This window comes from Nitrospira sp. BLG_2, from assembly GCF_049222245.1.
The window spans coordinates 1-4,846 of sequence record NZ_JBLYIG010000306.1; the positions used below are offsets into that span (position 1 = coordinate 1).

8 protein-coding genes and 1 pseudogene are annotated in these 4,846 nt (G+C 55.0%); 4 read left to right on the forward strand and 5 right to left on the reverse strand.

The annotated features are described in order from the left end of the window. The 5 genes and pseudogenes from ACOSYY_RS08475 to ACOSYY_RS20405 all read right to left on the reverse strand — a co-directional run. On the reverse strand, positions 1-512 hold a 512-nt coding region (locus ACOSYY_RS08475), incomplete at its 3' end, for an SDR family NAD(P)-dependent oxidoreductase (protein WP_421661831.1). A 35-nt stretch (positions 513-547) separates the two neighbouring features. Next, a complete protein-coding gene (locus tag ACOSYY_RS08480) occupies positions 548-919 on the reverse strand; it encodes a SnoaL-like domain-containing protein (protein ID WP_421661832.1) in 372 nt (123 codons plus the stop codon). Then, the gene (locus tag ACOSYY_RS08485) at positions 916-1,350 is read right to left on the reverse strand and encodes a VOC family protein (RefSeq protein ID WP_421661833.1); all 435 of its coding nucleotides are present in this window, start codon (positions 1,348-1,350) and stop codon (positions 916-918) included. The genes ACOSYY_RS08480 and ACOSYY_RS08485 overlap by 4 nt, the downstream gene beginning before the upstream one ends. A 13-nt stretch (positions 1,351-1,363) precedes the next feature. Then, positions 1,364-2,032 (reverse strand): DsbA family oxidoreductase, encoded by a 669-nt coding sequence (locus ACOSYY_RS08490; RefSeq protein ID WP_421661834.1) that lies wholly within the window; start codon positions 2,030-2,032, stop codon positions 1,364-1,366. A 7-nt stretch (positions 2,033-2,039) separates the two neighbouring features. Then, positions 2,040-2,897, reverse strand: a pseudogene (locus tag ACOSYY_RS20405) (NmrA family NAD(P)-binding protein). Between the two features lie 319 nt (positions 2,898-3,216). Here ACOSYY_RS20405 and ACOSYY_RS08505 point away from each other — a divergent pair. The 4 genes from ACOSYY_RS08505 to ACOSYY_RS08520 all read left to right on the forward strand — a co-directional run. Then, positions 3,217-3,708 carry a hypothetical protein gene (locus tag ACOSYY_RS08505; protein ID WP_421661837.1) on the forward strand — a complete coding sequence of 164 codons (492 nt, stop codon included), beginning with the start codon at positions 3,217-3,219 and terminating at the stop codon, positions 3,706-3,708. Positions 3,709-3,811: 103 nt separating this feature from the next. Next, positions 3,812-3,955 (forward strand): hypothetical protein, encoded by a 144-nt coding sequence (locus tag ACOSYY_RS08510; RefSeq protein WP_421661838.1) that lies wholly within the window; start codon positions 3,812-3,814, stop codon positions 3,953-3,955. Continuing rightward, positions 3,931-4,254 carry a nucleotidyltransferase domain-containing protein gene (locus ACOSYY_RS08515; RefSeq protein WP_421661839.1) on the forward strand — a complete coding sequence of 108 codons (324 nt, stop codon included), beginning with the start codon at positions 3,931-3,933 and terminating at the stop codon, positions 4,252-4,254. The genes ACOSYY_RS08510 and ACOSYY_RS08515 overlap by 25 nt, the downstream gene beginning before the upstream one ends. 180 nt (positions 4,255-4,434) lie before the next feature. Beyond that, positions 4,435-4,846, forward strand: a 412-nt coding sequence (locus ACOSYY_RS08520; RefSeq protein WP_421661840.1) for a hypothetical protein, incomplete at its 3' end; no start/stop codon positions are given.

Consider the following 4,846-nt stretch of genomic DNA (forward strand, 5'->3'; position numbering starts at 1 on the left):
TTGACGGTGACGCCCGATCCTTTCAGTTCGAGCGCCAGCACGTTGATCAACGCAAGCAGCCCCGACTTGGCGACGAGGTAGGCGGCGGCGCCGGGAAACGGCTCGACCGCCGCCCAAGCCGCCATGTGCAGAATGCGACCGGTTCCGCGCTCCATCATATGGGGCAGGACGGCTTTCGACAGCAGGAATGCGGACGTCACGTTTATCGTCAACATCCGCTGCCAAAGCGCCATCTCGGTATCCATAACCCGCCCCGTCGCAAAGCCGCCGACCAAGTTCACCAACACATCGAGACCCCCGAATTTTCCGGTGACTTCATCGATGAGACGTCGGACATCGGCTTCATCCGTCACGTCCGCCTTCAGGGCCAGACGTCCGTCGTGGTGATCGACGGACGGATTCCGGTCTGCCGTGACGACGCGGGCTCCCGCGGCGAGGAACGCCGGGACAATCGTATGTCCCAATCCTCCGGAGCCTCCGGCGATCAACACGACTTTTCCTGTGACGCTCATCCTGCTTTTCCTCGCTGAGCGACCGCCAGGCCCGCTCAGGCCTTTTTCCCGGTATCGTAATAATACCGCTCATGGACGATCTTGCCGTTCTTCCACTTGGCGACGGACACTTGCTCCATATGGACCGGCTGTCCGGTCGTCGCGATGAAATCTATCGTACATTCGTAGAACGTGACGTTGTCACCCACGGCCGAGGCGGTCACATTGAAGCCTTTCCACTCTTTGACGCCGTTCAAGAATTGCTTCTCTCTTTCGATGTTCGCGGCCAGCCCTTTCGTCGGCGGATTCGCGTTCTCTTGCATGGCTGTGTCCTGATCGTAGAACTCGTTCATGGCTTCGATGATCTTGCCTTGGCGAACATAACCGAACAGGTCCTGTAACCGTTGCTGAAGATTCTGTGTGCTCATACCCGCTCCTTTCCTTTGTTTTTAGAGGAGAACACAATCCCGGCTTTCCGCACCTCCCGATAGGGCAGAAGCCAAACCAACGATTCATCACTCAGGTCGCCGACTTGAATGCGATTTCCCCACGGGTCGCGAAAGTCGCAGCGAAAGTCAGGATGGAGCTTGAGCTTATACTTCTTCGTCAGTTTTTTGCGGACTTCCTGAATCTGCTTCGCATCGCGAACCATGAGCCCAAAATGCTTGGTGCGATCGGGCTGCAATGTCTCGACCTCGAATATCGCCATGAACTGGTGCTCGCCGAGCTTGCACCACGCGGCTCCTTCGCCACCGCGTGACATCTTGAGGCCAAAGACATCCGAGTAGAATTTCACCGCTTTCTTCGCGTCAGTGACTTCGATCACGACATGGTTACAACCATAGACTTGAACGGCCATAGGCAACCTCTTGCTATTGAGATCTATCGGCCAACCGGCCGGCTTGAACCTTTCCAATAGCGGAAACGAAGACGTCAACCGGTTGAGCACCGAAGATTCCGAGCGTTTTATCGAAGATGAAGTACGGCACTCCTCGAATGCCCAATTTATGACCGACCGACTCTTCCGCTTTGACCTCCGCGGCTCCCTCTTCGCTCGTAAGAAATTCGTTCGCTCTCAGTCCTGCTCGATCGGCCAACTCTACCAGTATTGACATGGAGCCGATATCGAGACCTTCTTCAAAATATCCTTTAAACAATCGATCGACAACCGCATCTTGCCGCCCATGGATCCCGGCGTACCATATCAGACGATGCGCGAGAAAGGTGTTCGGGGTGCGAACGATCTTGTCGAATGCAAAGGGTATCTGCTCGACGCTTCCGGCCTCCAATACGCGCTGCTCCATTTCCTGGAACGCATCCAGGCTGCCGAATTTGGCGGTGAGATAGGCCGTTCGATCCATCCCGTCCTTAGGCATGGTCGGATTCAATTGGAACGGTCTCCATGCCACATCGGTCTTCACTGTTTTGCCCACTTGCTGTAACGCACGTTCAAATCGCCGCTTGCCCACATAGCACCAGGGACAGATGACATCCGAGTACACTTCGATACAAAATTCCGCAGCCGATTGCAATCGGTTCATGTCCTTCTCACACCATCCTCCGTAACGCCTCATGCAGCGTGACCGCACCTCGCACCACCTTGGCCGGATGTTCATACCCGATCAGGCCGTTTGAGAAAGCGGCGTACATTTCCTCGAATAATTTTGCCGCTTCGTCTGAAAACCCAAACGGCTTGAATGTCGGAACAACCGCACTCAGGGGCGCATGTTGGGCCGTCACTGTTTTTCCTAGGATTTGACCGAGCGCTGAAGCGACTTCGTCCGGGCTGTACTCCGCGGGACCGGCCATTTCCACGATCTGCTTGCCCTGTCCGCCGGCGAGCAATTGCTCCGCTCCGATTCTGCCGATATCCTTGGTCGATATCGTGGGAATCTTCACCTGCGGCGCGAGAAATGTCGGAAGGACTCCGTCTGCCTTCGCCATGCCTATCACAGGAGCCCAATTATCCATAAAATAGCCGGGCCGGAGGATGGTCACGCGCTTTGGCCTGCGGCCAAGCGCCTGTTCTCCCTAACTCGCGGCTCGAATGGGGCCGGTCGCTCCGGCAATATGTCCGCCTGCCGACGATAGAAAGACGACCTGTTCAATCCCACTTTTCTGAACGGCTTCGGCAGCCCGATCCATCAGCGCTCGTTGATCCACCAGCCAGGCCTCAGCGCCATAATTCGGCGGCACCAGCAAATAGACCCCTTTCGCTCCTTCGAACGCCTTGATTAAGGCCGATACGTCGTCGAGCGACGCCACAGCAACCTCCGCACCTTTGGCTTTCCAACCGGCGCCTTTCTCGGCTGAGCGAACAACCACCCTGACCGGTTGTTTTTGATGGAGCAACGTCTCCGCTACGACGGCTCCCGTATTCCCTGTAGCACCGAGAACAACAAACATGATGCGTCCTCCTCTTCCTTACGCGGCGTCAGAACGATTCGTAATTACTCCTGCATGATGGCGTCACTGCCATTGATAGTAAAGCGCCTCTCCCTGCCGGACCAACCGTCATAACCACACATTCAGCTTGGCAACTTGTGTTCCAGGGCAAGAGAGTGAATCTGAAATTTCTGATTCTGCAGTAGCTACGGTGAGTTAGACGCTGAGCAATCGAAGCATCAAGCGATCAGGCCATACCGATCATGTGGCGAAAGATCGGCACCGCGCCGAGCAGTCGGCTCTGTGCGAGACGTATGCTACCCTTAGATGAGAGGCACCGATGACTGCTCCGCTCACTCGCATCTGGCTGCGAACCTTTATCCTCATCCTATCAGGAGTGATCGGTACTGATTCTGTACTTGCGACGGATGAGCGCCCCCTCCCCTCCCGAACCAGTTCAGTGAGACTCTCCGTCACATCCTATGAACGAATTCCGATCGCCACCATGTTAGCCCATCCAGATCGCTATCAGATGAGGGATATCCGCATCGCCGGAACCGTCACGGCGATTCAGACAGAGACCATGACTAATAGGATGATCTGTGGAAGTGCTCATGAACAGACAACGCTTATGGTCGAGGACGACAGCGGGCAGATCGAAATCATTGATCGAGGAGCCTGCGGAAAGAACGTCGGGGCGCTGAAAGCGCCGATGCTAAAAACAGGCCACCAGATCGATCTGTTGGTGCAGATCATGATTCCCACCAACATGGGCCATTCCGGCTTACCGGTGGAAGCAACCATCCGCTACATCGACCTGGCGCGAGAATAAAGGTCATTTCAAACTCTCCATTCACCCAATTCGATGCCCCGATCGCAGGCCTCATTGGCTAAAGCTTCACCACGCGTAAGACCTGTGTTTCGTTGAATTGACCATGTATGCTGCCTATACTGTCGTCATGAATCCTGACGCCGAACGATGGCGGGAACTCGCTGCGTATGACCTCGGGACAGCCGAAGCAATCCTACTGACGCAGACCAAAGAGATCCTCAAATGGCTCGAAACCTTGCCGAAGTAGAGACCGTCGCAAGCCGAACCCTGTCGCTCTTACGGGAGCGAATCCCTGTCACACAGGCCTACCTATTTGGGTCCCAAGTAGAAGGTGTTCCCGATGAACACAGCGATATCGATATTGCCGCCGTCAGCCCCGCGGCTGATACCATGGACACCGCCACAAGAGTGGCGCTGGTCGTGGAAGTAGAACGTCAAGTAGGAGCGCCGGTTGAGCTGCATCTGTACGGAGCCAACCAATTCGCCGAAGCCCGGCCCACCAACTTCTTCGGATATCTGCTTACACACGGCAAGCCGATTCACTAGCAGTCCGTTCTCCGTTCGTGGTAAGCCCGGCGAAGCACGATCTGCGCAGCCACAGCTCCTACAACTTCATCCCCTCGCTTCACGCTTCATGCCAGCAAGGCACCTTGAAATACCGTCAGACAAGACTGTTTCAACAAGGGCGCAACCCTGCCATATGCTCTGCGATTAAAAGATTTCGAGATGGTACTGCAGGACAGTTATGATTTCTTTTACGACATCAACAAAGGACTCGTCCGGCGTGGACTCCTCCGGCTGGACGACATATTGCGCCCCGCTATCATGTCCGGCCTTCTCTCAGACATGCTGACTGCAAGCTTGTCAAAACACTCGCGGAGTCTCACAGTGAATTGCTATCACAATGGACATCCGGATTTAATTGTAAACGGAGTCTATCCTGGCAATAGAGTCCAAGCTGGAGAACAAGGGGTAGAAATTAAAACCACAAGAAAGTCAGGCGGCGCGGTAGATACCCACGGAGCTCGTAATCAATGGATGTGCGTATTTGTGTACAAAGTTGATGGCTTGACTGAACCGGCAAAGAACCGGACGCCAATGACTTTCAGCGAGGTTTATCTCGGGAAGGTGACATTGG